At 63.4% G+C, this 18,819-nt stretch carries 23 protein-coding genes and 1 tRNA gene; 9 read left to right on the forward strand and 15 right to left on the reverse strand.

Going from position 1 to position 18,819, the window contains the following annotated elements; all coding sequences use genetic code 11:
- Positions 1 to 110: 110 nt before the first annotated feature.
- From BGI01S_RS07765 to BGI01S_RS07790, 6 genes are all read right to left on the reverse strand, one after another.
- Positions 111 to 1,154, reverse strand: a complete 1,044-nt coding sequence (locus BGI01S_RS07765) for an asparaginase (RefSeq protein WP_042324495.1) — start codon at positions 1,152 to 1,154, stop codon at positions 111 to 113.
- A 172-nt stretch (positions 1,155 to 1,326) separates the two neighbouring features.
- On the reverse strand, positions 1,327 to 2,253 hold the full coding sequence (locus BGI01S_RS07770; RefSeq protein WP_042323869.1) for a CysB family HTH-type transcriptional regulator: 927 nt from the start codon (positions 2,251 to 2,253) through the stop codon (positions 1,327 to 1,329).
- Positions 2,254 to 2,355: 102 nt separating this feature from the next.
- A complete protein-coding gene (locus tag BGI01S_RS07775) occupies positions 2,356 to 3,414 on the reverse strand; it encodes a sulfate/molybdate ABC transporter ATP-binding protein (RefSeq protein ID WP_042323871.1) in 1,059 nt (352 codons plus the stop codon).
- Complete coding sequence (gene cysW / locus BGI01S_RS07780; protein ID WP_232624356.1) at positions 3,414 to 4,478, reverse strand: sulfate ABC transporter permease subunit CysW; 1,065 nt, start codon at positions 4,476 to 4,478, stop codon at positions 3,414 to 3,416. Before cysW ends, BGI01S_RS07775 begins: the two co-directional genes overlap by 1 nt.
- Positions 4,475 to 5,374 carry a sulfate ABC transporter permease subunit CysT gene (gene cysT / locus BGI01S_RS07785; protein WP_042323872.1) on the reverse strand — a complete coding sequence of 300 codons (900 nt, stop codon included), beginning with the start codon at positions 5,372 to 5,374 and terminating at the stop codon, positions 4,475 to 4,477. The genes cysW and cysT overlap by 4 nt, the downstream gene beginning before the upstream one ends.
- Positions 5,375 to 5,531: 157 nt before the next feature.
- Entirely contained in the window at positions 5,532 to 6,572 is a 1,041-nt protein-coding gene (locus tag BGI01S_RS07790) for a sulfate ABC transporter substrate-binding protein (RefSeq protein WP_042323874.1), read from the reverse strand.
- A gap of 312 nt (positions 6,573 to 6,884) precedes the next feature.
- Between BGI01S_RS07790 and lexA the strand changes: the two genes are divergently transcribed.
- The 3 genes from lexA (at position 6,885) to BGI01S_RS07805 (ending at position 8,726) form a co-directional block, all read left to right on the forward strand.
- Entirely contained in the window at positions 6,885 to 7,535 is a 651-nt protein-coding gene (gene lexA / locus BGI01S_RS07795; protein ID WP_042323877.1) for a transcriptional repressor LexA, read from the forward strand.
- 61 nt (positions 7,536 to 7,596) lie between these two features.
- Positions 7,597 to 7,941 carry a hypothetical protein gene (locus BGI01S_RS07800; RefSeq protein WP_042323879.1) on the forward strand — a complete coding sequence of 115 codons (345 nt, stop codon included), beginning with the start codon at positions 7,597 to 7,599 and terminating at the stop codon, positions 7,939 to 7,941.
- A gap of 173 nt (positions 7,942 to 8,114) precedes the next feature.
- A complete protein-coding gene (locus tag BGI01S_RS07805) occupies positions 8,115 to 8,726 on the forward strand; it encodes a DUF2939 domain-containing protein (protein ID WP_042323881.1) in 612 nt (203 codons plus the stop codon).
- 65 nt (positions 8,727 to 8,791) lie between these two features.
- Here BGI01S_RS07805 and BGI01S_RS07810 read toward each other — a convergent pair whose 3' ends face one another.
- The gene (locus BGI01S_RS07810) at positions 8,792 to 9,256 is read right to left on the reverse strand and encodes a universal stress protein (RefSeq protein ID WP_042324497.1); all 465 of its coding nucleotides are present in this window, start codon (positions 9,254 to 9,256) and stop codon (positions 8,792 to 8,794) included.
- A gap of 311 nt (positions 9,257 to 9,567) precedes the next feature.
- On the opposite strand from BGI01S_RS07810, the gene nodI reads away from it, so the two are divergent.
- Positions 9,568 to 10,482: a nodulation factor ABC transporter ATP-binding protein NodI gene (gene nodI, locus BGI01S_RS07815; RefSeq protein WP_042323883.1), complete on the forward strand. Its 915-nt coding sequence runs from the start codon at positions 9,568 to 9,570 to the stop codon at positions 10,480 to 10,482.
- Between the two features lie 89 nt (positions 10,483 to 10,571).
- Complete coding sequence (locus BGI01S_RS07820; protein ID WP_042323885.1) at positions 10,572 to 11,402, forward strand: ABC transporter permease; 831 nt, start codon at positions 10,572 to 10,574, stop codon at positions 11,400 to 11,402.
- Positions 11,403 to 11,543: 141 nt separating this feature from the next.
- Here BGI01S_RS07820 and BGI01S_RS07825 read toward each other — a convergent pair whose 3' ends face one another.
- On the reverse strand, positions 11,544 to 11,966 hold the full coding sequence (locus tag BGI01S_RS07825) for a hypothetical protein (protein ID WP_042323888.1): 423 nt from the start codon (positions 11,964 to 11,966) through the stop codon (positions 11,544 to 11,546).
- Between the two features lie 607 nt (positions 11,967 to 12,573).
- On the reverse strand, positions 12,574 to 13,626 hold the full coding sequence (locus BGI01S_RS07830; RefSeq protein WP_042323890.1) for an NADP(H)-dependent aldo-keto reductase: 1,053 nt from the start codon (positions 13,624 to 13,626) through the stop codon (positions 12,574 to 12,576).
- Positions 13,627 to 13,768: 142 nt separating this feature from the next.
- Here BGI01S_RS07830 and BGI01S_RS07835 point away from each other — a divergent pair, with 142 nt between their 5' ends.
- On the forward strand, positions 13,769 to 13,981 hold the full coding sequence (locus BGI01S_RS07835; protein WP_042323893.1) for a DUF3820 family protein: 213 nt from the start codon (positions 13,769 to 13,771) through the stop codon (positions 13,979 to 13,981).
- A gap of 283 nt (positions 13,982 to 14,264) precedes the next feature.
- Entirely contained in the window at positions 14,265 to 14,453 is a 189-nt protein-coding gene (locus BGI01S_RS07840; RefSeq protein WP_232624357.1) for a hypothetical protein, read from the forward strand.
- Here BGI01S_RS07840 and BGI01S_RS07845 read toward each other — a convergent pair.
- Both BGI01S_RS07845 and BGI01S_RS30105 read right to left on the reverse strand, forming a co-directional pair.
- Positions 14,404 to 14,943: a sulfotransferase gene (locus tag BGI01S_RS07845; RefSeq protein WP_042323897.1), complete on the reverse strand. Its 540-nt coding sequence runs from the start codon at positions 14,941 to 14,943 to the stop codon at positions 14,404 to 14,406. The genes BGI01S_RS07840 and BGI01S_RS07845 overlap by 50 nt on opposite strands.
- 4 nt (positions 14,944 to 14,947) lie before the next feature.
- On the reverse strand, positions 14,948 to 15,088 hold the full coding sequence (locus tag BGI01S_RS30105) for a hypothetical protein (RefSeq protein WP_157004128.1): 141 nt from the start codon (positions 15,086 to 15,088) through the stop codon (positions 14,948 to 14,950).
- Positions 15,089 to 15,528: 440 nt separating this feature from the next.
- Between BGI01S_RS30105 and BGI01S_RS29445 the strand changes: the two genes are divergently transcribed.
- Entirely contained in the window at positions 15,529 to 15,852 is a 324-nt protein-coding gene (locus BGI01S_RS29445) for a hypothetical protein (RefSeq protein WP_084585289.1), read from the forward strand.
- Between the two features lie 136 nt (positions 15,853 to 15,988).
- Here BGI01S_RS29445 and BGI01S_RS07855 read toward each other — a convergent pair.
- Both BGI01S_RS07855 and dusA read right to left on the reverse strand, forming a co-directional pair.
- Positions 15,989 to 16,064, reverse strand: a tRNA-His gene (locus BGI01S_RS07855).
- Between the two features lie 89 nt (positions 16,065 to 16,153).
- On the reverse strand, positions 16,154 to 17,155 hold the full coding sequence (dusA, locus tag BGI01S_RS07860; protein ID WP_042323900.1) for a tRNA dihydrouridine(20/20a) synthase DusA: 1,002 nt from the start codon (positions 17,153 to 17,155) through the stop codon (positions 16,154 to 16,156).
- Positions 17,156 to 17,552: 397 nt separating this feature from the next.
- Between dusA and BGI01S_RS07865 the strand changes: the two genes are divergently transcribed.
- On the forward strand, positions 17,553 to 17,819 hold the full coding sequence (locus BGI01S_RS07865) for a hypothetical protein (RefSeq protein ID WP_042323902.1): 267 nt from the start codon (positions 17,553 to 17,555) through the stop codon (positions 17,817 to 17,819).
- A 126-nt stretch (positions 17,820 to 17,945) separates the two neighbouring features.
- On the opposite strand, the gene BGI01S_RS07870 is transcribed toward BGI01S_RS07865, so the two are convergent.
- On the reverse strand, positions 17,946 to 18,188 hold the full coding sequence (locus BGI01S_RS07870) for a DUF6566 family protein (RefSeq protein WP_042323904.1): 243 nt from the start codon (positions 18,186 to 18,188) through the stop codon (positions 17,946 to 17,948).
- Between the two features lie 131 nt (positions 18,189 to 18,319).
- A complete protein-coding gene (locus tag BGI01S_RS07875) occupies positions 18,320 to 18,517 on the reverse strand; it encodes a hypothetical protein (RefSeq protein ID WP_042323906.1) in 198 nt (65 codons plus the stop codon).
- Positions 18,518 to 18,819 lie beyond the last annotated feature (302 nt).

Below are 18,819 nucleotides of genomic sequence, written 5' to 3' on the forward strand. Positions count from 1 at the left end.
ACGACAACGCGGCGCCCGGGTCATCGACCCGAGCGCCGCGTTTTTCATTGGACGTTCATACGCGCAAGACTTGCACGTCCCTGCCGGCCGGCAGAGCTAACGCAACATCGTCAATACGTATCGAACACCTTCTGCAACGCCACCGGCCCCGTGCCGCCCGCGGCCAGCTCCAGCATCAGCAACACCCGCGCCTTGTACGGATTCAGCGAGCCCGCGCTGATGAAGCCGAGCGCATCGTCGGCGGCCGCGCCGTTGTGCATCACGTGTCCCGAGCCCACGCGCGACGAGCGCACCACCGCCACGCCCTGCGACGCGGCATCGGCAAGCGCCTGCAGCATCGACTGGTGGATCGAGCCATTGCCCGTGCCCGCGACCACGATACCGCGCACGCCGGCCGCCACCAGTGCATCGACGGCGATTCGCGAGACGCCCGCGTAGCTGGTCACGATGTCGACATGCGGCCAGTTTGTCCCGATCACGAACTCGGTGGCGAGCGTATGCGCGCGCACCACGCCGCGCTGGAATTCGACGCGGCCGTCCTGCACCCAGCCGAGTGCGCCGATCTCCGGCGACTGGAACGCATCGACCGCATACGTGCTCGTCTTGACCACGTCGCGCGCGCAGTGAATGCGGTTGTTGAACGCCACCAGCACGCCCTGCCCGCGCGAGCCCGTATGCGCGGCGACCGTCACCGCGTTCAGCAGATTCAGCGGACCGTCGGCGGACAACGCCGACGCCGGGCGCATCGCCGCGGTCAGCACGACCGGCTTGTCGGACTTGATCGTCAGGTGCAGCAGGTAGGCGGTTTCTTCGAGCGTGTCGGTGCCATGCGTGACCACTACGCCATCGATGTCGTCAGTGGCGAGCAGCGCGTTGATGCGTTGCGCGAGCGTGGTCCACAGCGGCATCGCCATGTCCTTGCTATCGACGCTCGCAATCTGCTCGGGCGCGATGCGCGCCACCGAGGACAAGGCCGGCACCACCGCCAGCAATTGCTCGACACCGACGACACCCGCCTGGTAGCCGGAGGTATTGGTGGCGTCGGCGGCCGCCCCGGCGATCGTGCCGCCGGTCGCCAGCACGGCGATGCGCGGCAGCGGCAGCGTGCCGCTCGCGCCGGAAGCCAGCGTGGAGGAGGAAGTCAGAGTATTCATGGCGGCGATTGTAAGCGATGCGCCGCGCGCCGCCACGGGTCCGTAAAAGGAATGCCCGTTCGTTTCGGGCTCGGTCGAAGTCCGCGCCTTGCAACGGGCGCAAGGCGCGCGTCAGGTCACATGTAAAACACGCGTCAAACGCACGCCGGGCCTCGCCAGCCCGGCGCTTCCATCAGACCGCTTCGCGCAGCTGCGCGGCGATGTCCGCCTCGTTCAACTGCGGCGCGAACATCTCGATCAGCCGGTACGCGTACGCGCGCAGGAACGCGCCCTTGCGCAGGCCGACGCGTGTCGTGCTCGCCTCGAACAGATGCTGCGTGTCGAGCGCGACCAGTTCGGTGTCGCGCTTCGGATCGTAGGCCATCGCCGCGACCACGCCGATGCCCATGCCGAGCTCGACGTAGGTCTTGATCACGTCGGCGTCGATCGCGGTCAGCACGACGTCAGGCAATGCGCCCGCTTTCGCGAACGCCTGGTCGATGTGCGAGCGGCCCGTGAAGTCCTGGTCGTACGTGACGATCGGGAATTCGGCGATCTCGTCGAGCGTCAGATTCGGCCTGCCGACCAGCGGGTGGTCCTTCGGCACGACCACCACGTGATGCCACGAATAGCACGGGAACGTGACGATATCGGGGAAGCGGTCGAGCGCTTCGGTCGAAATGCCGATATCCGCTTCACCGTTGATGATCATCTGCGCGATCTGCTGCGGGCTGCCCTGACGCAGCGCCAGATGCACCTTCGGAAATACTTCGGTGAACTGGCGAATCACCTTCGGCAGCGCGTAACGCGCCTGCGTGTGGGTAGTCGCGACCACGAGGTGGCCGCTGTCCTGATCGGCGAACTGGCGTGCCACGCGGCGCAGGTTCTCCGCATCGAGCAGCATCCGCTCGATCAGCTGATGCACTGCCTTGCCCGGCTCGGTCAGGCCCGTCAGCCGCTTGCCGCGCCGGATGAAAATATCGACGCCGAGTTCGTCCTCCAGATCCTTGATCTGTTTCGATACGCCCGACTGCGACGTGTACAGCACGTTCGCCACTTCGGTCAGATTCATGTTCTGACGCACGGCCTCGCGCACGAAGCGCAATTGCTGGAAATTCATCTGTATGTCTCCGGTTCAGCCAGAGTTGAGTTATTTGAGTTCGACTATCCGAGTATTCGGGGGCAACTGGCACGCGGGCGGTCCCGCGCGGCAGCGAGCCGTTTATTGCGCGGGGAAAACGCGCAACGCACGCGGCACCGCGGTCACGCCATCGCCGACCGCCAGTTGCAGATCGCGCCACGATTCGCGGTCGAGTTCGGCTTCCAGCAGATTGCCTTCACGTCCCGCGAGTTCGACGCGCACGGAGCCCCCCAGCGTCACCACGCGCCGCACGTCGACGACGATCCCTTCGCGATGCCCCGCCGCCCGCGGATACAACTGCAGATCGTGCGGCCGCACATACGCGAACGCCGGACCGCGGAAATCCGCCGTGATCGCAACGGGCAGCGCCGCACCGTCGACCACGAAGCCGCTCGCGTCGACCTTGCCGTGCAGCCGGTTGGCCGCGCCGAGAAACTCGTAGACGAACGAGGTCTGCGGATGGTCGTACACGTCCTGCGGACTGCCCACCTGCTCCACGTGACCGCGATTGAGCACGACGATGCGGTCGGCCACTTCGAGCGCTTCTTCCTGATCGTGCGTGACGAAGATCGTCGAGATATGCAGATCGTCATGCAGACGCCGCAGCCAGCTACGCAATTCCTTGCGCACCTTCGCATCGAGCGCGCCGAACGGTTCGTCGAGCAGCAGCACTTTCGGTTCGACCGCCAATGCGCGCGCCAACGCGATCCGTTGCCGCTGACCGCCGGACAGCTCCGACGGATAACGTTGCGCGAGCCAGTCGAGCTGCACGAGCTTCAGCAGTTCATGCACCTTCTCGCGGATCACCGCTTCCGACGGCCGCTCCTTGCGCGGCTTCACGCGCAAACCGAACGCGACGTTCTCGAACACCGTCATGTGCCGGAACAGCGCGTAATGCTGGAACACGAAGCCCACTTCACGCTCACGCGCGCCGACCGTCGCGACGTCCTGACCTTGCAGCACGACCTGGCCGCCGTCCGCGTATTCGAGCCCGGCGATCACGCGCAACAAGGTGGTCTTGCCACAACCCGACGGCCCGAGCAGCGCAACCAGTTCGCCCGGCGGAAAATCGAGCGAGACGTTGTCGAGCGCGACGAAATCGCCGAAGCGCTTTTGCAGGTTACGAACGGTGATACCCATTACAGCTCTCCTTGCTTGAGCGGGTGTTGCTGCGATGCATGCGTCGCATTGACGGACTGCGAGAAAGAACGTGAAGCCGCTTGTGATCCCGATGCCGAGGCAACCGGCTGCGTCGGTGGTCCGGCGTACGCGGGCACATCGCGCGCGGCCGACAGTTCCGCCGACATATGACGCTCGGCGAGCAGCTTCAGGCCGAGCGTCACGAGTGCAAGCAAGGCCAGCACCGACGCCACGGCGAACGCCGCCGAGAAGTTGTATTCGTTGTAGAGGATCTCGACGTGCAGCGGCATCGTGTCGGTCTGGCCGCGAATATGGCCCGACACGACCGACACCGCGCCGAACTCGCCCATCGCCCGCGCATTGCACAGGATCACGCCGTACAGCAGACCCCATTTGATGTTCGGCAACGTGACGCGACGGAAGATCTGCCAGCCCGACGCGCCCAGCACGTGCGCGGCTTCTTCTTCGTCGTTGCCCTGCGCCTGCATCAGTGGAATCAGTTCGCGCGCGACGAACGGGAACGTCACGAAGATCGTCGCCATCACGATGCCCGGCACCGCGAAGATGATCTGCACGTCATGCGCCTGCAGCCACGGGCCGAACCAGCCCTGCGCGCCGAACATCAGCACGTAGATCAAACCCGAGATCACCGGCGACACCGAGAACGGCAAATCGATCAGCGTGGTCAGCAGCGCCTTGCCACGGAATTCGAACTTGGCGATACACCACGACGCCACCAGGCCGAACACGAGATTCAGCGGCACCGCGATCGCGGCGGTGATCACGGTCAGCTTGATCGCCGCGAGCGCATCCGGATCGGCGAGCGCTTCGAAATAGAACGCGAGGCCCTTGTTCAACGCCTGATAGAACACGGCCACCAGCGGCACGACCAGAAACAGCGAAAGAAACAGCAGCGCGATACCGGTCAGCAGCCAGCGCACCAGCGGCCGTTCGGTCACCGGGTCGGGCCGGCGCGCGACGTTCAGCGGCGCGCGCGGAGCGACAGCCACAGCCGCGCCGCCCTGCTCCGTTCGATTCACGTCATGCGTGGAACGGCCGCTCATTGCACACCTCCGCCGATCACCGCGACACTCGTTGACGCACCGGGCGCCGGGCCCGCGCTGCCGCGACTCGTGCGACGCTGCAAGTACCACTGCAAGGTGTTGATGAACAACAGCATCAGGAACGACACCACCAGCATCACCACGGCGAGCGCGGTCGCGCCGGCGTAGTCGTATTGTTCGAGCTTGGTGATGATCAGCAGCGACGTGATCTCCGACTTCATCGGCACGTTGCCGGCGATGAAGATCACCGAGCCGTATTCGCCGAGCGCGCGCGCGAACGCCAGCGCGAAGCCCGTCAGCAGCGCCGGGAACACGGCCGGCAGCACGACGCGGCGAAACGTCAGCCAGCGCGTCGCGCCGAGGCACGCGGCGGCCTCTTCCTGCTCGCGCTCGAACTCTTCGAGCACCGGCTGCACCGTGCGCACGACGAACGGCAAACCGATGAAGGTCAGCGCGACCAGCACGCCCGCCGGCGTGAACGCGATCTTGATGCCGAGCGGTTCGAGAAACTGTCCGATCCAGCCGTTGCCCGAGTACACCGCCGCGAGTGAAATGCCGGCGACCGACGTGGGCAGTGCGAACGGCAGATCGACCACCGCATCGACGATCCGCTTGAACGGGAACGTGTAGCGCACCAGCACCCACGCGACCAGAAAGCCGAACACCGCATTGATCAGCGCGCCGCCGAGCGCCGAGAAGAACGTCAGCCGATACGACGCGAGCACCCGTGGCGACGTGACCGCGCGCACGAACTGATCCCAGTCGAGCGTCGCAGTCTTGAGAAAGGTCGCCGCAAGCGGAATCAGCACCACGAGGCTCAGATAAGCCACCGTGATGCCGAGTGTCAGGCCAAAGCCGGGCAAGGCGCTCGGCTTTCGGAAGGTCAACGTCGTCATGCTGGATACTCTTCAGGTTGATGCTGGCGGATTGATCACCGGTCTTCGGCTGCCGGACCCGGATTCCGGTTAGCCAAAAGCGCGCCCATTGGGCGCGCTCGGAAGTGGCGCGTTGCCGCGCCGGTGTGTCGACGCCCATTTGGGCATCGGCAACGTGTTACTGCGGCTGGTAGATCGAATCGAACACGCCGCCGTCGGCAAAGTGCGTCTTCTGCGCGTTGGTCCAGCCGCCGAACGAATCGTCCACCGTGTACAGCTTCAGCTTCGGAAACTTCGCGGTCAGCTCGGCCGGCACCTTGTTCGAACGCGGACGGTAGAAATTGCGCGCCGCGATCTCCTGGCCTTCCTCGCTATACAGGAAGTTCAGATACGCGTCGGCCAGCTTGCGCGTGCCGCGCTTCTCGACGACCTTGTCCACCACTGCCACCGGCGGCTCGGCCAGAATGCTCACCGACGGCACGACGATTTCAAACTTGTCCGGACCGAATTCCTTCAGCGACAGGAACGCTTCGTTTTCCCACGCAATCAGCACGTCGCCGATCCCGCGCTGCACGAAGCTGGTGGTCGCGCCGCGTGCGCCCGAATCCAGCACGCCGGCGTTCTTGTACAGCTTGCCGACGAATTCCTTCGCCTTCTGATCGTTGCCGCCCGGCTGATGCGCCGCATACGCCCACGCGGCAAGGTAGTTCCAGCGTGCGCCGCCCGAGGTCTTCGGATTCGGCGTGACGATCGACACACCCGGCTTGATCAGATCGTCCCAGTCCTTGATGTGCTTCGGGTTGCCCTTGCGTACCAGAAACACGATCGTCGACGTGTACGGCGACGCGTTGTCCGGCAGACGCTTCTGCCAGCCCTTGTCGAGCAGGCCCTTGTTGGCGAGCGCGTCGATGTCGTAGGCGAGCGCCAGCGTGACCACGTCGGCCTGCAAACCGTCGAGCACCGAGCGCGCCTGTGCGCCTGAACCGCCATGCGACTGCTTGAAGGTGATCGTCTCGCCGGTCTTCGCCTTCCATTCCTTGCCGAACGCCTGGTTGACGTCCTGATAGAGCTCGCGCGTCGGGTCGTAGGAGACGTTCAGCAGCGTCGTGTCGGCAGCGTGCGCCGTGCTCATCGCGCCGAGCGCGCCGGCCGCGCCGAACGCGAGCGCCGCGATGAGTTGCTTCGTTTTGTGTGCCAGCCCCGTGTGTCGATGATTCATCTCAACTTTCTCCGCGTGTAGTCCGCTGAAAACAGCGTGTGGTGTTGTTCTGCGTCGCGGTCACGTGCACATGAGCGCCAACTGGAAGGCAGTCTATCGAAGGGCTTTCATCATTAAAAATAATGTTTATTCATTCTTTAATACGCAAAAGTGGTAATGACAGCTGGATAAGGCGTTGCGGCATGAAAACGGATGTTTCGGCGTTCGTGAGCGGCGTTGGAACGGCACCCAGGGTCGCGAACTTAAAGTAAAGCTTGAATTGCGCCGAATACTGTATAAAAATACAGTCACCTGTTCATACATACAGTGACCATGACAAAACTCACCGCACGACAGCAGCAGGTTTTCGATCTGATCCGCCGGGCGATCGAACGCACCGGTTTTCCGCCCACCCGCGCGGAAATTGCCGCAGAGCTGGGCTTCAGCTCGGCCAACTCGGCAGAAGAACACCTGCGCGCGCTCGCTCGCAAGGGTGTGATCGAACTCGCGGCCGGCGCGTCACGCGGCATTCGCCTGCTGGCGGGACCGGAAGATTCGCCGCATCAGTTCACGCTGCCGCATCCCAGCATCATGCAACTGTCGCTGCCGCTGATCGGCCGGGTTGCCGCCGGTAGCCCGATCCTCGCGCAGGAACATATCTCGCAGCACTACGCGTGCGACCCGGCGCTGTTCTCGAGCAAGCCCGACTACCTGCTGAAGGTGCGCGGGCTGTCCATGCGCGACGCGGGCATCTTCGACGGCGACCTGCTCGCCGTGCAAAAGAAGAGTGAAGCGAAAGACGGCCAGATCATCATCGCCCGCCTCGGCGACGACGTCACGGTTAAGCGCCTGAAGCGCCGGCCGAACGGTCTCGAGCTGATCGCGGAGAACCCCGATTACGAGAACATCTTCGTGGAAACCGGCAGTGCGGAATTCGCATTGGAAGGCATTGCCGTGGGACTGATCCGTCCCGGCGAGTTCTGAGCCACCGCGCCTGTTCGCCCCACCCCACGCTGCATCAACGTTGCATCGCCTGGAGAGACTCATGGAACGCCTTGCCCGCCTGCTGCCTTTTCGCCAGTTCGGTCGTCTGCGCCATTTACGCAATCTGGTGCCTTGCTCGTTGATCGAGGCGCCCGCTCAAAGCAGCGCTTCGCTGTTCGACGCACCTGCTGAAGCGGCGAGCCTGCCGTCGTCGCTACCTGCATTTGCCCGCGTGTCGTTGAACTCGGGGTTGAATACGGCCGAGCCGGCCCGGCGCGCGCCGGTGCGGGTCTATCACGGACCGTCGCGCCTCATCATGGTCGGCACGGTCGACGCGGTCTGCCGCATGATCGATCGTTGCATTGCCGACGAAGCCAACGTGCATGGCGCGGTGTTCGAGTCGTGATGAGCGTGTGCTGAATGCAAAGCGGCTGCGCGATGCCGCGCGCATGGCCTTCATGCATCGCCGTTTGTCCGGCTCGCTTTTCAGACCTGCTGTTCAGATATTTGCATAGAATGGGATTGTTTTTGCGGGGCCGTGGTCCACGTTAAATTCAATCTGATCGGGAGTTCCATTCGATGACAGGTCCGACACGCACCAAGGGCGCCGCCACCCGGCCGCTGATCATCACGTTGATTGTGGTGATCGTGATCGCAGTACTCGGCTTTGCTTATGCGTCACCCTATATCGCGTTGAACAACCTCAAACGCGCGGCGGATGCGCGCGACACGCAAACCGTCAATCAGTACGTGGATTTTCCTGCGTTGCGCGATAGCCTGAAGGAACAGATTATTGGCATGCTGAACCACCGGCTCGACGCGGACAGCAACAGTAAAATGGCGACCATTGGCGCCATGATCGGCGCGACGATAATTGGTCCGCTAGTGGATGCCTATGCAACGCCGGACGGCGTCGCGGCCTTGCTGAACGGCATGCCGCCGCGCGGCGATCCAGGCGAGCAACCGACAGCGCCGCCTGCCGCAACGGCGGACGCACCTGCGTCTCCGCCTGCTGGCGACGCCCCTCATAACGCGCCGCCGCCGGAGCGGCAAATCACGTCGGGCTATCGCGGCCTCAACGAGTTCGCAGTCACCTACCGGCGCGGCGAAGGCGATGCACATTACTCGGCGATCTTCCGGCGCGAAGGCCTGTTCACGTGGAAGCTCGCCGCGCTCAATCTGAACGAGTAATACCGGCTGGCCGTGACGGCCAGCCACTCGTTGCATCCGTGCTCGTTCGTGCCCGGCAAGCCGCATCAAGCCGCGGCTTGCTGCTGCTCTTGCGCGGAAGAACACGCCACCAGAATGCTGCACGAGACGCGATCGAGCAACGGCGTATTGCCGGCGCCCATCCACCAGCGCGACAAACCGGTGCGGCAACGATGCCCGACCACCACGAGGTCGACATGCAGATCGTTGGCGAGGTTGGCGATCTCGTCGATCGGATGACCGAACGCGAAATGCCCCTGTGCGTTGACGCCCCGCTCGGTGAGCCACTCCACCCCTTCCTGCAGGATGTCGCGGGCCGTCTTTTCGAAGCTGCCGCAGGCCACGTCGGTCAGCAGGCCCGCGCTTTGCGCGATGCTGGAGCGCATGTCGACCACGGACAGCAGATGCGTTTCGGCCTTCAGGTCCAACGCGAGATCGGCGCCGCAACGCAGCGCTTTGCGGCCTTCGCGCGAGCCGTCGTAGCACAGCAGAATTTTTTGGTAGCTCGCCATGGTCATCTCCCCTCGCGCGGGACGCGCGGTCTGAATGAATCATGGTGCGCCGCAATTCAGCTTGCAAGGGATGGAAAACGCTAAGTGCGCGACGCGGGCGCCCTAAACCGGTGCGCGCGGGGCTGGCGCGACGTTGCGTCGTCGCGGCGAGCGGCAGCGGCAGGCATGCGGCAGCGCAAAACGCGGCCTCCGCATAGCGCGTTGCCTGCCCGCCCGGCTTGACCATCAGCCGGAACGTCAGCCTGCCGATGTCCTAGAATAGGCGGCCTTCCCGCCTATAGCGTCGTCTCTCCCGGAGCCTTGTTCGAGCCATGCCTGAAGCCGCGATTGAATTTCACCAGGTCAAGAAAAGCTATGGCGAAAAGACTGTCGTCGATGGTCTGTCGTTTCATGTCGACGCCGGCGAATGTTTCGGCCTGCTCGGCCCGAACGGCGCGGGCAAGACGACCACGTTGCGCATGCTGCTCGGCATCGCAGCGCCGGACGCGGGCACGATCCGTCTGTGCGGCGAACCGATCCCCGGCCGTGCGCGCGTCGCGCGGGCGCGCGTCGGCGTGGTGCCGCAGTTCGACAACCTCGATCCCGATTTCACCGTGCGCGAGAACCTGCTGGTGTTCGGCCGCTACTTCGGCCTGAGCGCCGCGCAATGCCGCGCGGTGGTGCCGTCGCTGCTCGAATTCGCGCGACTGGAGAGCAAGGCGGATGCGCGCGTGAGCGAGCTGTCCGGCGGCATGAAGCGGCGCCTCACGCTGGCGCGCGCGCTCGTCAACGATCCGGACGTTCTGATCATGGACGAACCGACCACCGGCCTCGATCCGCAGGCACGGCATCTGATCTGGGAGCGGCTGCGTTCGTTGCTCGCGCGCGGCAAGACCATCCTGCTGACGACCCACTTCATGGAAGAAGCCGAGCGGCTCTGTCACCGGCTGTGCGTGATCGAAGAAGGACGCAAGATCGCCGAGGGCGCACCGAGCGAACTGATCGCCTCCGAGATCGGCTGCGATGTCATCGAGATCTTCGGCCCCGATCCCATTGCGTTGCGCGACGAACTCGCGCCGCTCGTTGAACGGACCGAGATCAGCGGCGAGACGCTGTTCTGCTACGTGAACGACGCGCAGCCCGTGCACGCGCGGCTCAAGCAGCGCGCCGATCTGCGCTATCTGCATCGTCCGGCGAATCTGGAGGACGTGTTTCTGAGGCTCACTGGCCGCGAGATGCAGGATTGAAGACGCGCATTCACGAGAGCCCTTCGACTCGCCAGCGCCAGTCAACAGTCAGCCAGTCAGCGCTATAACGACACAGCACGAGACACGCAATGGACGCACGCACTTACGACACCCCGGGCGATAACACGCCATCGAAGCAGGAGCCCTTCGCCGCGTTCCCGGCCAACGCCGTGAACTGGATCGCGGTATGGCGGCGCAACTATCTCGTGTGGAAGAAGCTCGCGCTGGCATCGATGTTCGGCAATCTCGCCGATCCGATGATCTATCTGTTCGGTCTCGGCTTCGGGCTCGGGCTGATGGTCGGGCACGTCGACGCCGTGTCGTACATCGCGTTTCTGGCGGCGGGCACGGTGGCGTCGAGCGTGATGATGTCGGCGAGTTTCGAGTCGATGTATTCGGGCTTCTCGCGCATGCACGTGCAGCGCACGTGGGAGGCGATCATGCACACGCCGCTCACGCTTGGCGACATCGTGCTCGGCGAGGTGATCTGGGCAGGCAGCAAGTCGATGCTGTCGGGCGCGGCGATCATGCTGGTGGCTGGCGCGTTGGGCTACGCGAATTTTCCGTCGATGCTGCTGGCGTTGCCAGTCATCATCCTGACCGGGCTCGCGTTCGCGAGCATCGCGATGGTGGTGACGGCGCTCGCGCCGTCGTACGACTTCTTCATGTTTTACCAGACGCTGGTGTTGACGCCGATGCTGTTGCTGTCCGGCGTGTTCTTTCCCGCATCGCAACTGCCCGCGGCCGCGCGCGCCGTCACCGAGGTGTTGCCGCTCGCGCATGCGGTCGATCTGATTCGCCCAGCGATGCTCGGGCGGCCGCTCGACCATGCGCTGCTGCATCTGCTCGTGCTGGCCGCTTATGCGGTGGGCGGGTTTGTCGTGTCGGCGATTCTGTTTCGACGCAGGATGATGAAATAAGCCTGGGTCGCTGCGGAAGATGAAGTAGCGGATGCGGATGCAGGCTAAGCGCCGCACGACCGCGGCACCCGATGAGCGCGCTGCAACGGGTCCTGCCGCGTCGGCATAAGCCCGCGCATGCGCGGCCAGGAACGACTCGCTTCAGTCCTCGTCGTCCGTCCACGGAATGTCGACGTCGGAGATGAACGCCACCGTCGCGAACGGGCCGCCATCCTGACGCCCGATCTTGCCGTCGGCGCGCTGCCATTCGACGCGAAACACCGTGCCCGGATCATCGGCGATCAATCGCACCGTGCGGACTTCATCCGGGTCGGCGTCCTCCACGGGGCCGTCGAGCGAGACCTGCAATTCCTGCGGCCACAAGCCATCGGCCGGATCGTAAATCTTGTCGCCGTCGGGAATCAGCGTGAACGCTTCGACGCCGATGGTCGCCGACGCATCGACGATCATCTTGCCCAGCGCACGCAGCAACGCTGTGGCCCGTGCCGAATTCGCCTGACGGATTGCCAGATCCCCGCGCGTCAGCGCCTGCTCGAGTTTTGGGTTTGTTTTTTGTTGCGCCATTCGATGTCCTGAGTCCTATCGCTCGGTTGTGCGCGACACGCCGCGTTGCCTGCGTGGCGCGCTCCATTTTTCGGGCTGAATCCTACCACTGCTGCCCCGCGAGGGGACGTCGTTCCGGCTTGCATGGCAGCATCGCCGGCCGCGCAGCGCGCTCGCAGTGAGCTTCATCCCGGTCGTCTCCGTCCACCTCAGTTTAGGTCGCGAAACGGTTTCCGGCTGGGACATTTGCCTTTCGGCCGGTCGCGGCGTGACGCAGACTGTGGCGCGATGCCCTGAGCGTGACGATATCTGGCGCGACGGATCTGAGCCGCTCGTGAGGATCTGACTGATCGACGCAAGGGTTTCCGGGCTGTCTGCTATCGCGGGAGTTCCATGCGGCGAAGAATCGGCACGCGCTTCAGGTAGCAGTCCTGGCAAAGCAGGACTATCCGCGAATGACGTCTGCGCGCTCCGCAAGACTGATAGAGCCAGTGAAGCTGGCAAGGCAAATCAAAGCAAATTTCAACCGCCCCGGCGCTCACGCCGGGGCAAGCTGCAACGTGAGTTCAAGCCTGGTTCGACACGAACTCGACCCACGACTCTTGAACCCGCGCATGAACCTGGCGCATCAAGGCGCCGGATTCGGCTGCAACTCGTGCAGCGCATCGACCTCGGCCAGCACTTCCGGCGACAGCTTCACCTCGGCGCTCGCGATGTTCTCCTTCAACTGCTCGAGTGACGTCGCGCCGATCAGATTGCTGGTCACGAACGGCCGGCTATTGACGAACGCCAGCGCGAACTGTGCGGGCGACAGGCCATGACGCTTCGCCAGTTCCACATAACGCGTGGTGGCCTGAACCGCTTGCGGCTTGCTATAGCGCGCGAAGCGTTCGAACAGCGAGATACGCGCGCCGGCCGGACGCGCGCCGCCTTCGTACTTGCCCGACAGCCAGCCGAACGCGAGCGGCGAATACGCGAGCAAGCCGATGTTGTCGCGATGCGCGTATTCGGACAGACCCACTTCATACGTGCGGTTCAGCAGGCTATACGGATTCTGGATGCTGACGATGCGCGGCAAGCCGAGCTTCTCGGCCGCGCGCACGAACTGCGCGACACCCCACGGCGTTTCATTCGACACGCCGATGTGGCGCACCTTGCCTGCCTTGACGAACTCGGCGAGCACCGACAGCGTCTCTTCGATCGGCACCGTGTACGCGTCGTCAACCCACGGATACGCGGGACGGCCAAACGTCATCGTGCTGCGATCCGGCCAGTGCAGTTGATACAGATCGACGTAGTCCGTTTGCAGACGCTTGAGGCTGTCGTTGAGTGCTTCGGTCAGATTCTTGCGGTCGAACTGGTTGCCTTCGCCGCGAATGTGACGCGGATTGTGCGGCTGACGAGCGGGTCCGGCGATCTTGGTGGCGAGCACGATTTTCTCGCGGGCGCTGCGATGCTGAGCGAGCCACGTGCCGATGTAGCGTTCCGTCGAACCTTGCGTTTCGGCGCGCGGCGGCACCGGGTACATTTCGGCGGTATCGATCAGGTTCACGCCGTGGTCGAGCGCGTAGTCGATCTGCGCGTGCGCTTCCTGCTCGGTGTTCTGCTCGCCCCACGTCATGGTGCCGAGACCGATCAGGCTAACCTGCACGTCGGAGTCGCCGAGTCTGCGGTATTCCATCTATCTTGTCCTGTTGAATAGGTGAACGAAAGCGCTGACGTTACCACGCCGGCGCGATGCCTGCAGCAAGGCTAGAATGTCAACGCGGCGGGCGTCGCCCGCTATTCCGCACTCCACGAGCCTGGGCGCTACCCCTTCCGTGATGAATCCCGAACACCTCGAACTGCTGGTCACCCGCGTGATGCCCTACGGGAAATATAAAGGCCGCGTGATTGCGGACCTGCCGGGTCACTATCTAAACTGGTTCGCTAGCCAGGGCTTTCCGCCGGGCGAAATCGGCCGGCTGCTCGCGTTGATGCAGGAGATCGATCACAACGGTTTGAAGCCGCTGCTCGAGCCGTTGCGCAAGCGTTAGTGCTCCTCATGTCCTCGCGATGAAAGCCTCGTTAAGTGCCGCGAAGCCGGATGAAAGTCATTGCGCAGGCAATGTGCAAGCAATGTAGGCCTGTACAAATTTATACAGTCTTTTTCTTGCACGTTGCACTCGCGTGGATTTTAATCGGCATAGGTCGGGGCATGATCGGGAATGATCCGATCGCCCGCGCGAATCTCCGCACGTCATCCTGTTTATCCGCCTGTCCATGCCCGAGTTCAGTCTGTCCGCCCTGCTTGAGTTTATCGGTCACGACCTTTCGCCCATGCGCGCGGTCATCGGCTTTTTTCTGATCGGCTACCTGGTCGTCGGACTGCCTATGCACTTTCGCCAGGGCGCCGCGTCGCGCGACGTCTGGGGCACGGCCGCCGGTGTAACGATGGCCGCGATCTACGCGGCGTTCATCATCGGCGTGTACCCCGCGTTGCATCATTCGACGGTCGCGCTGCATTAGCACGCAGCGCTTCAATGAAATGGGGCGCCGCTTCGTGGTCGATAAGACGCAGCGTCACGAGCCGGCATCGGCCGCGCTCAACGCCGGACCGAGACCGTCGGACAGCGGTTTGAGCAACGCCCTGCGCGGCTGCCGGCGACGCACCGAGATCCGGTAAAGCGGCCGCCGCACTTGCCGTGCTTAGCTGACGCGTCGTCTGGTGAAACGCGAGACAGCGTTCGTCCCAGTCGAGCTCGCAATGCGCAAGCATGCGTCGCACGTTGCCCTCGAAATCGTCGAGTAGTTCCTCGTCGCCGACCTTCAGCATCACCCTTGCACGCGGCGCGCTTCGCCAGTGCGCCATCAACGCATCGTACGCACGATAGTAGCGGCCGAGTTCGCCGAGATCGTAGCCGGACGGCACGTCGGCGGGCAGTGCGCCGTCGATCGCGCGGCGATACGCGTCATGCGCTTCGTCGAAGCGGCCGAACGCCTGCAGGCGGTTGCCCATGTCGTTATTCGAGCGACCAGCCGAGCCCGTGATGGGAACCCGCGTTCGACGGCTTCGGGAAAGCGCTGCAACGCGGCAAGCGTGCGGCGAGGCGTTCGTAGTTGACGGCATCGGACGGATCGAGCCGCACGCGGCTTCGAAACATCGCAGCGCGGCCTCGAGTTCGCCGCGCGCGATCGACGCGTCGCCTGGGCGCGCCGTGCCGAAGCAGTGGTCGGCGTCGTAGCGCGCTTCATCGACGACGGAACGTGCACGGACGTCGCTGCGAGAAATTCCTCGGATGGGCGGGTCGTTCTTCTTCGTCCAGCTTTGGCGCGGACAGGGGCGCGGAACCAAAGGCAATTGTCTGAGCGGAAAATAGCAGGCGCCCCTACAGTTCCTTTGCGAATAATTAACCAACTGTTACCGCACGGCAGATCGGTAAGGCGCAGGAAAATTATCCCTATGCCGGACCGTCATGGGATTCGATCGCGATGCGTGCACTGGAACCTGCGCTCGCGCGCGACGCGTCGTAATGCGCGGACACAAATACCGCTGAACTCCATCGCGTGCGATTTTTCTCATGCTTGTACGAAGGAGAAAATCGTGAGCAGGCTCGTTGCATCGATAGCGCTGTTGGCACTGGCGGCAGGTCTCGCCGGATGCGTGGTTGCGCCGGGATACGACTATGCGTACGCGCAGCCCTACTACCCCGGTTATGGATACGCGTATGGACCGCCGTATGTGCCGGCTTACGGCACGGTGGGGATTTGGGGCGGCTGGGGCGGCGGCTCGTGCTGCTATCACGGCGACGGCCACTGGCATGGGCACGGCGGAGGCTGGCACGGCGGGGGAAATGGATCGCACGGCGGCGGTACGTGGAGTCGCGGCGGCGGTGGTGGTGGTGGGCATGGAGGCCATGGCCATTGAAGCTGGGCTGTGGCCGATCGGATTTCCTGCGATTAAAACCGTTAACCCCGAACGCCACATTCCGAACGCCAAAACAAAAACGGCGTTGTGATTTCTCACAACGCCGTTTGCAAAACTATTTACTGCCTGAATTCTTTGGGGTGGCTGATGGGGCTCGAACCCACGACAACAGGAATCACAATCCTGGACTCTACCAACTGAGCTACAGCCACCACTGACATCTGCTTGACTTGCCTAAAAAATCTGGCTCGTCGATGAAGAAACGAGATTATACGAACAAGAATCCCGTTTGCCTAGCCCTTTATTCAAAAATTTCGTTCGGCTCGCGCAGATGCTGCCTGGCCTCGTCGAAGATGCCCAGATCGCGCGCCGCGAGGCGCTTGCTATCGGACAGAACGCGACGCCATCCACGCGCGCCGGCCTCGCCGCGATAAAGGCCAAGCGCATGGCGCGTGATCGCACCGAGATAGGTACCGCGCGCCATCTCGGCCGCGCAATATTCGATCAGCTTTGCTTCGACCTGCTCGCGCGTCAGCGGCGCTTGCGACGAGCCATAGAAGCGTGCGTCGACATCGGCGAGCACATAGGGGTTGTGATAAGCCTCGCGCCCGAGCATCACACCATCGACGTGCTGAAGATGCGCGTCGACTTCATCAAGCGTCTTGATGCCGCCGTTGATGATGATCTCCAGATCCGGGAAGTCCCGCTTCAACTGGTACGCGTACTCGTACTTGAGCGGTGGAATCTCACGATTCTCTTTCGGGCTTAAACCTTTGAGGATCGCGTTGCGCGCATGCACGATGAACACGTTGCAGCCGGCGTCCGCAATCGTCCCGACGAAATCGCGCACGAAGCCGTATTCCTCGACCGCATCGACGCCAATGCGGTGCTTGACCGTCACCGGCACTGAGACGACATCACGCATCGCTTTCACGCAGTCGGCGACCAGTTGCGGCTCGTTCATCAGGCACGCGCCGAACGCACCGCGCTGCACGCGCTCCGACGGACAACCGCAGTTCAGATTGATTTCGTCGTAGCCCCATTGCTCGCCGAGTTTCGCCGAACGGGCGAGGTCGTCGGGTTCGCTGCCGCCGAGTTGCAACGCGACCGGCGCCTCGTGCGGGGTGAAGGCGAGATGGCGCGGCACATCGCCGTGCAGCAGCGCGCCGGTCGTCACCATTTCCGTGTAAAGCCACGTATGGCGCGAGATCACGCGATGCAGCGAGCGACAGTGGCGATCGGTCCAGTCCATCATCGGCGCGACGGAAACGCGGCGCGGGCTGGGAGTTTGAGGTGCAGACATGGGGCGGCCAAACGGCGTGAATCGAAACGTGGATTTTACCGCAAGGTGGGAAAGCGCCCGCTTGAGCCTGATTGCGCTTGATATCGGAGCCAATGCAGGTGCCGTCGCAGACAAGCCATGCGCCGACTCCGCATACCCTCGCCCACCTGGATAACTCGGTTCCCAGCAGGCCCTTTACCTACAAAAACGCTTTGCCATTGGGGACGGACCGTCGCTATCGCTTGTGCCGCTTACCTCTGCGGAATTATTCCGAAATCAGGAATAGTAATTTCAGATTATCGGCACAAATTTTCGATAGTAGGGGTATACACTGCCTTCCATCGACGTTGCAGCCACACCCTCACCGGCCCCTGCGACGCCTTCCTGAAACGAAGTCGAAAGTTACCGGAGTCACACCATGAAGACCAAACTCATCGCCGCCCTGCTGGTTGCCGCTTCTGCCTCGCTCGCCGCCCCCGCGTTTGCTAGCGGCTACGGCCCGGCACCGTCGTATCGTCCGTCGGTCGGCGCACCGGCATCGCAACAAGGCCAGAACGCGCAAACCGTCGCTGCTGAACGCGCGAACGCTGAATCGAATGCGTACGGCGGCGTGAAGAACGTGTCGTCGCAATCGGGTACGCGTGAGCCGGTTTCGGGCCCGCAATCGGTTTTCTTCGGCCACTAAGCAGTCGAAGCCGCGGCCCGCAACGGTCGCGGAATAATCAGGCGCCGCGCATGTAGTGTTAATGCCGGCGCCTGATTGCGTTTACCGGCGCGACGCGCAAAGCGCGTGCTTTCGCCCTCCTCACATCTAGCCCTCCAACCCCGCATCGATCAGCGCGCGCGCCGCGCGAAAGGCGGCCTCTGCCGCCGCATGTTCGGTCGACCACAGCGTGTCGATACGCACCAGCCGCCAATCGACCACCACGGCCCCGTCGCGCAGCACCCGAAAATGCGCCTTGACGCCCGTCAGCACCTGCTCGACGGCGACCTCGATGTCGTAGTCCTGATAACGCTCCTCGTAGTCCCCCATGTCGACGCCCTTCGGCTCCATGTTCGCCTCCGTGAGTGATATCGCGGGTGAAAAGACGGCCAGACTGGTCCAGCGAGCGCAGCGAGTGGCTCGGTTCGACTCGGGGCACGCAACGGCACGGCACCTTCCAGACCAGCCTAATCCAACGTCGCTCAGTCGCAATCGCCGGAAAGATACTGTCGGCCGCTACAGGTAATCTGGATCTCGCCGCGACCGGCGTCGGCGGCCAGCCCGCTCGCCAGCAATTCCGCCGTCACGGACTGCGCCAGTGGCGGCGCCGGTTGATCGACGCCGACGTCGTTCAGACGCCGTAACGCTTCGATCGCTTCGGGACTCAATGACTTCGACATGGCCGTCTCCGTCGGGATGTTCAATTCATCGTAGCAAGTTTCGGGGACGTATGCAGGTAAGCATCGACGGCTGCGCATCAAGTGGCGGCCGTTGACCAGAGGGTATAGGGCTTGCTGCGTTGAGGTTTGTCACGAAGCACGGCGCGCGCGTCGCGGTAATCGAAGCGGCCCGGTTCCTTGACGCCCGACCGGCATTGCGACGCGGGCGTTTCACAGCTGTGGCGTCTGCCCGCCAAAGAAAGGGGGCTTCCCCCAGCGCATGACCTATTTCATTCGCCCGTGGTCCCACCACCCGAACCGCA

The organism is Paraburkholderia ginsengisoli NBRC 100965 (assembly GCF_000739735.1).
Classification (GTDB): Bacteria; Pseudomonadota; Gammaproteobacteria; order Burkholderiales; family Burkholderiaceae; genus Paraburkholderia; species Paraburkholderia ginsengisoli.

What these genes read in the sequence shown, in the direction of transcription:
- BGI01S_RS07765 (WP_042324495.1), bottom strand. Translation starts at nt 1,154, where the DNA reads ATGAATACTCTGACTTCCTCCTCCACGCTGGCTTCCGGCGCGAGCGGC.
- BGI01S_RS07770 (WP_042323869.1), bottom strand. Translation starts at nt 2,253, where the DNA reads ATGAATTTCCAGCAATTGCGCTTCGTGCGCGAGGCCGTGCGTCAGAAC.
- BGI01S_RS07775 (WP_042323871.1), bottom strand. Translation starts at nt 3,414, where the DNA reads ATGGGTATCACCGTTCGTAACCTGCAAAAGCGCTTCGGCGATTTCGTC.
- cysW (WP_232624356.1), bottom strand. Translation starts at nt 4,478, where the DNA reads ATGAGCGGCCGTTCCACGCATGACGTGAATCGAACGGAGCAGGGCGGC.
- cysT (WP_042323872.1), bottom strand. Translation starts at nt 5,374, where the DNA reads ATGACGACGTTGACCTTCCGAAAGCCGAGCGCCTTGCCCGGCTTTGGC.
- BGI01S_RS07790 (WP_042323874.1), bottom strand. Translation starts at nt 6,572, where the DNA reads ATGAATCATCGACACACGGGGCTGGCACACAAAACGAAGCAACTCATC.
- lexA (WP_042323877.1), top strand. Translation starts at nt 6,885, where the DNA reads ATGACAAAACTCACCGCACGACAGCAGCAGGTTTTCGATCTGATCCGC.
- BGI01S_RS07800 (WP_042323879.1), top strand. Translation starts at nt 7,597, where the DNA reads ATGGAACGCCTTGCCCGCCTGCTGCCTTTTCGCCAGTTCGGTCGTCTG.
- BGI01S_RS07805 (WP_042323881.1), top strand. Translation starts at nt 8,115, where the DNA reads ATGACAGGTCCGACACGCACCAAGGGCGCCGCCACCCGGCCGCTGATC.
- BGI01S_RS07810 (WP_042324497.1), bottom strand. Translation starts at nt 9,256, where the DNA reads ATGGCGAGCTACCAAAAAATTCTGCTGTGCTACGACGGCTCGCGCGAA.
- nodI (WP_042323883.1), top strand. Translation starts at nt 9,568, where the DNA reads ATGCCTGAAGCCGCGATTGAATTTCACCAGGTCAAGAAAAGCTATGGC.
- BGI01S_RS07820 (WP_042323885.1), top strand. Translation starts at nt 10,572, where the DNA reads ATGGACGCACGCACTTACGACACCCCGGGCGATAACACGCCATCGAAG.
- BGI01S_RS07825 (WP_042323888.1), bottom strand. Translation starts at nt 11,966, where the DNA reads ATGGCGCAACAAAAAACAAACCCAAAACTCGAGCAGGCGCTGACGCGC.
- BGI01S_RS07830 (WP_042323890.1), bottom strand. Translation starts at nt 13,626, where the DNA reads ATGGAATACCGCAGACTCGGCGACTCCGACGTGCAGGTTAGCCTGATC.
- BGI01S_RS07835 (WP_042323893.1), top strand. Translation starts at nt 13,769, where the DNA reads ATGAATCCCGAACACCTCGAACTGCTGGTCACCCGCGTGATGCCCTAC.
- BGI01S_RS07840 (WP_232624357.1), top strand. Translation starts at nt 14,265, where the DNA reads ATGCGCGCGGTCATCGGCTTTTTTCTGATCGGCTACCTGGTCGTCGGA.
- BGI01S_RS07845 (WP_042323897.1), bottom strand. Translation starts at nt 14,943, where the DNA reads ATGGGCAACCGCCTGCAGGCGTTCGGCCGCTTCGACGAAGCGCATGAC.
- BGI01S_RS30105 (WP_157004128.1), bottom strand. Translation starts at nt 15,088, where the DNA reads ATGTTTCGAAGCCGCGTGCGGCTCGATCCGTCCGATGCCGTCAACTAC.
- dusA (WP_042323900.1), bottom strand. Translation starts at nt 17,155, where the DNA reads ATGTCTGCACCTCAAACTCCCAGCCCGCGCCGCGTTTCCGTCGCGCCG.
- BGI01S_RS07865 (WP_042323902.1), top strand. Translation starts at nt 17,553, where the DNA reads ATGAAGACCAAACTCATCGCCGCCCTGCTGGTTGCCGCTTCTGCCTCG.
- BGI01S_RS07870 (WP_042323904.1), bottom strand. Translation starts at nt 18,188, where the DNA reads ATGGAGCCGAAGGGCGTCGACATGGGGGACTACGAGGAGCGTTATCAG.
- BGI01S_RS07875 (WP_042323906.1), bottom strand. Translation starts at nt 18,517, where the DNA reads ATGTCGAAGTCATTGAGTCCCGAAGCGATCGAAGCGTTACGGCGTCTG.